The organism is Actinosynnema sp. NPDC023658 (assembly GCF_040639995.1).
Classification (GTDB): Bacteria; Actinomycetota; Actinomycetes; order Mycobacteriales; family Pseudonocardiaceae; genus Actinosynnema.
Genome location: NZ_JBFAAX010000411.1, coordinates 1 through 5,177 on the forward strand (window position 1 = coordinate 1; position 5,177 = coordinate 5,177).

General features: G+C 74.6%; 3 protein-coding genes. All 3 read right to left on the minus strand.

Annotation, left to right across the window (positions count from 1 at the left end; translation table 11 throughout):
• The coding region (locus tag AB0G02_RS27745; protein ID WP_360799291.1) for an MBL fold metallo-hydrolase at positions 1-1,202 on the minus strand (1,202 nt) is incomplete at its 3' end.
• A gap of 82 nt (positions 1,203-1,284) precedes the next feature.
• Positions 1,285-2,025, minus strand: coding sequence for a GntR family transcriptional regulator (locus AB0G02_RS27750; RefSeq protein WP_360799294.1), 741 nt, complete (start codon positions 2,023-2,025; stop codon positions 1,285-1,287).
• A 151-nt stretch (positions 2,026-2,176) separates the two neighbouring features.
• Positions 2,177-5,177, minus strand: a 3,001-nt coding sequence (locus tag AB0G02_RS27755) for a S8 family serine peptidase (protein WP_360799297.1), incomplete at its 5' end; no start/stop codon positions are given.

Sequence of the window (5,177 nt, forward strand, 5' to 3'; positions counted from 1 at the left end):
TGCAGCGGGATGGGGGTGGAGCCGGTGACGTGGCCGACGCGGTGCTCGTCCGCGCGCCGCACGTCCACCACGACCGGCGGGTCGGCCCGGTCGGCGGGGGTGCTCCGGGCGACCAGGTCGGACCACGTGGCGCGGGGGTAGGCGACCACCGGGTGACCGGGGACGAGGCCGTCCGCCGGATCACCGATCGCCGCGTCCGGGCCGTCGACCCCGATCCGGCACAGGTCGCGGATCGCCTCGCGCACGGCGTCCTCGGACCCGACCAGCGTGACCCGCTCGTCCCGCGGCAGCAGCCAGCCGAGGTAGGTGGTGAAGCTCGGGCCGTGCTCGAAGCCCACCGTGCCGGACAGGTGCCCGGCCGCGAACGCGACCCGGTCGCGCAGGTCCACCACCCACTCGCCGCGCCCGATCCGGGCCGCCACCTCGTCGGCGCGCAGCGGCTCGGGCACCGCCAGGTCCGGTGCGCCCGGTCCGCTCCGGTTCAGCGGGGCCATGTGCGAGTAGTACGACGGGTGCTCGGTGAGGTTCTCGATCAGGGTCCGCACGAAGTGCTGCTCGTCGTCGTCGGTGAGCACGTGGTTGGACCGCCGCTGCTCCGCGATGGTGGACGCGTCGGCCACGACCGCGGGCCCCGACGAGCAGAAGCTGCCGAACCCGTGCGTCGGGTGGAGGGTGGCGTGGTCGCCCGCGCGGTCGGCCAGCGCACGGGCCGAGCGGTACTGGGCGCGGGTCAGGTCGGTGGTCATCCCGGGCGCGACGAGGTCGGTCCGCCCGACCGAGCCGAACAGCAGGTTGCCGCCGGAGAACACGGCCCGCCGCCCGTCGTGCTCGACCAGGTAGGCCAGGTGGTGCTCGGTGTGGCCGGGGGTCGCCACCGCGGTGACGGTCATCGCGCCGACCGCGAACTCGTCGCCGGGCCGGACCGGGTGCCGCGCGAACGCCACGTCCTCGGCGGCGGCCACCAGGTACTCGGCGTCGTGCCGGCGGGCCAGCGCCAGGCCGCCGGTGACGTAGTCGTTGTGCACGTGGGTCTCCGCGACGTGCGTGATCCGGACGCCCAGCCGCACGGCCAGGGCCTCCACCCGGTCGAAGTCGCGCTGGGGGTCCACCACCAGGGCCGCCTCGCCGTCGTGCACGAGGTAGCCGCGGTCGCCCAGTGCCTCGGTGTTGATCGTCTCGACGTCCACACCCACCTCCGTCATTTGTCCGTACATTAGGTCGGACCAGGGTGGAGCTGCAACGCACGAGCGGGTCAGGCGGCGAATTTCCGGGCATCCGACCTGGTCAGCGGCTTCGAGTGGCCTTCGCCTCGGTCGTCACGGCGTAGCGGTCGCCGCGCACCATCGTGTGCCGCCACTCCACCGGCCTGCCCTGGGCCCGGCCGAGCCGGTGGATCGACAGGCACGCCACGTCCGGCCCGCAGCGCAGCAGGGACCGCTCGGCGGCGGTCGGCACGACGGCCTTGATCGTCTCCCGGCTGTGGTCGAGCCGGATCCCGGTGCGCTCGGTCAGCACCGAGTACAGGCTGGTGCGGGTGAAGTCGGCGGCGAGCAGCGGTGCGGCCAGGTCCGCCGGCAGCCACACCCGGTCGATGGCCAACGGCTCGCCACCGGCCAGCCGCAGCCGCTCCAGGTGCACCAGCGGCGTGGAGCCCTCCAGGCCGAGCTGGTCCGCGATCACGCCGTCCGCCCGCACGTCGAGCACCCGCACCACGCTGCGCTGCTCCAGCCCGGCCGCCTCCACCGAGGCGAACAGGCTGTAGAGGGTGTCCAGCGGCTGCTCCACGTCCGCCGCCGCGCTCACCCTGGGCTGGCGCCCGCGCTCGGCCACCACCACCCCGTCCGCCCGCAGCTGGTGCAACGCCTGGCGGACGGTGTGCCGGCTGACGCGATAGTCGTCCACCAGCGCCAGCTCGCCGGGGAAGCCGCGGTCGAACTCCCCGGAGCGCAGCCGGGCCACCAGGTCGTCCTGGAGCTGCCGCCACAGCGGCGCGCGACCGGCCCGGTCGAGTGCGCGTGCGGCCATCGGCACCTCCCTCGCCCACCGTGCGTCCCGGCACAAATGTACGGACCGCGTGCCGCCGCCGCCGTGCTCACCGCGGTCGGGACGGCGGTGGGACGGCGACGGGCGGGCGTGCCGGTGGCACACCCGCCCGTCACCCCGCCGGGGCGGACCGCTAGCCGGTGATCTTGTACGCCCGGATCACGGTGTGCTCGAACGTGTTGCCGTCGCTGTCCGAGCCGGAGGCGCGCAGCGACGCGTAACCGGGTGTGGCGGGCTGCCGGATCAACGCGGCGCCGCCCGCGACCGGCACCCGCCGCCACGACTTGCCGTCGTCGAACGACACCTCGACCCGCACGACGCCCACCTCGGCGTTGTCCGCGCCGTCCTGCTGCTCCACGGTCAGCGGCACGCTCAGCAGCCGGCCGGCGGGCGTGCCGCCGGTGGCGTCGAGCTCCGGGGTGAACCGGACCACGGACATCGGCACCCGACGACCGGGACCGTCCGGCTGCGGGTTCGCGCGGAACGTCCACGCGCCGCTGACCCGGGTGGACAGCTCGTTGGCCGCCGGGTCGCGGACGAGCTCGTGCTCCACCCGGAAGCCCGCCTCGCCCGGCGGCACGGTGAACTCACCCCACTGGTCCCGGACCTGGCCGACCAGCCGCCCGTCCCGGTACACCGAGGTGCGCGCCGACTCGTAGCTGCCGCGACCGAGGTTGTGGTCGCGGTCGTTGATCAGCGGCACCTGGGCCGTCACCCGGTCCCGGTCCACGCCGAGGTAGGTCGCGGAGTACCCGGACAGGCCCGGCCCGAGCACCGGGAACAGGAACCGCTCCGCGTAGCTGCCGTCCGACCGGTAGGTGCGGTTGAACGTCGAGTAGTCGGCCTCGGTGCGGTACTGCGGCGACAGCCGCTGGTAGCCCCAGCTCCAGGTCAGCTCGTCGGTCGTGATGCGGTCGACCACCGTGCCGCCGGCGGGCACGGGCAGCAGCACGGACCAGCCGCCCGAGCCGTCCGGCGGGCTCGCGTTGCCGCTGTGCAGGTGCTGGCGGTCGGCCGGGCCGGGGGCGAAGGTGGTCCGCACCTCGCCCAGCTCCTCCACGGTCGGCGCGCGGGTGAAGCCGGTGGGCGTCACACCCCGCTCGACCCAGCGGAACCGGTAGTGCGTCGGCACCCCGTCGACCGGCGGGCTCTGGAACTGCGCGCCGATCGACACGGTGAGCTGGTCGTCGGGCAGCGGCGGCCCGACCTGGCCGAGCGTCATGTCACCGAACCCGGACAGGAACGCCGTGTTGAGCACGACGCGCCTGCCGTTGAAGGTCCGGGAGACGTTGATGTCCCCGATCATCGGGTTCGCGGTCGGGTCCGGCGCGGTGACCCGCAGCGGCCCGCCCACGCGGGCGTCGAAGACGAACCGGGTGTGGTCGGCGTCGACGGTCAGGCTCGGCCGCGTGAGCACGGTCGCGCGGGTGCCCGTGCGGATGAACGCGCGCGACAGGTACTCGCCCCTGGGCACGCGCGCGGTGACGACGCCGTTGGCCCCGTACAGGTCGGTGTAGACGTCGTTGTCCATGCCGACCAGCGCGGTCGTGTGGTCCGAGGCGGGGTTGCCGTCCGCGTCGAGGTGCTCGATCGTCACGTCGTAGCTCTCGACCTCCCGGGCGAGGCTGACCGGCGTGCGCGTGGGCCCGCCGACCACGACGCCAGAGTAGACGCCGTCGAGGCTGCCGACCCGGGTGTCCGCGGTGACCGCGACGGCGGTCGCGCCGCCGGCGGGGACGGTGACGCGCGCCGGGTCCACGGTGACCAGGCCCGCGGGCGCGGCCCGGCCGTCCGGTCCGCGCAGCTCGACGACGAGGTCGAAGGTGATCGGCTGCGGGCCGCTGTTGCGGTAGGTGACGGTCTTGGTGACCGGGGCGTCGTCCTGGTGCGGCCACGACTGCTCGGCGAACGTGACGCTCACCGGGTCGGAGCCCACCGTGGCGGTGATCGCGCGGGTGAGGTCGACGCGGCCGGTGCCCTGCTCGAACACGGTCAGGTCGGGGTTCGGCTTGGCGGAGGCCATGAGCGCGGCCTTGAGCTGGGCGCCGGTCCAGTCCGGGTGCTGCTGGGCGAGCAGCGCCGCCGCTCCGGCGACGTGCGGGGTGGCCATCGAGGTGCCCGACAGCGAGACGTGCCGCTTGCCGACGGGCGTGCCGATGATGCCCTTGGCGGCCTTCGCGGCGACGATGTTCAGGCCGGGGGCGGTGATGTCCGGCTTCACCGCGCCGTCGCCGTTGCGGGGACCGCGGCTGGAGAAGTAGGCGAGGTCGTCGTCGTACCGGACCGCGCCCACGGTGAGCGCGGAGTCCGCGCTGCCGGGCGAGTCGATCGTCCTCGCCCGCCCCGAGTTGCCCGCCGCGACGACGAACAGGGTGCCGGTCTTCTCCGACAGCAGGTTCACCGCCTCCTCCAGCGGGTCGACGCCGGGGGAGTCGTAGCCGCCGAGGCTGAGGTTGACCACGTCGGCGCCCTCGTCGACCGCCCACTGCATCCCGGCCATGATCCAGGACTCCGGGCAGCCGCCGTTGCTGCACACCTTGCCGTCGAGGATGCGGGCGTCGGGCGCGCCGCTGGCGATGGTGGCGGCGACGTGCGTGCCGTGGCCGTCGAGGTCGGTGCTGTCGGGCGCGTCGGTGAAGTTGCGCTCGGCCACCTCCTTGCCCCTCAGGTCGGGGTGCTCGCCGTCGACGCCGCCGTCGAGCACGGCGACCCGGACGCCCTTGCCGGTGTAACCGGCCCGCCACGCGGTCGGTGCGCCGATCTGGGGCACCGAGCGGTCGAGGCTGGGACGGAGCAGGGCGTCGAGCCACACCTTCGTCACGCCGGGGTCGGCCAGCAGGTCCCGGAACGCGGCGCCGACGTCGGCCTTGGGCGCTTGCGCGGCCACGGCGCCGGCGGGCAGCGCGCGGGTGGCGCGCAGTCCGGCGCTCGGCGTGCCGGTGACGATGAGCGGGACGTGGTCGCTGCGGGCGTCGTCGTACCCGGCCTCGACCAGGCCGGTCACGTCGAACAGCCGCGGGTCGAGCCTGCCCGCGGCGATGCCCTTGACGGCGTCGTCCGGGACGACGTGCAGCCGCCCGTCCCGGTAGGAGGTGTGGAAGGTCATCGCCTCGCGGCCGGGACCGGGGCGGAAC

Excerpts from the sequence above, each read along its gene's own strand:
- AB0G02_RS27750 (WP_360799294.1), bottom strand. The coding sequence starts at position 2,025 with ATGGCCGCACGCGCACTCGACCGGGCCGGTCGCGCGCCGCTGTGGCGG.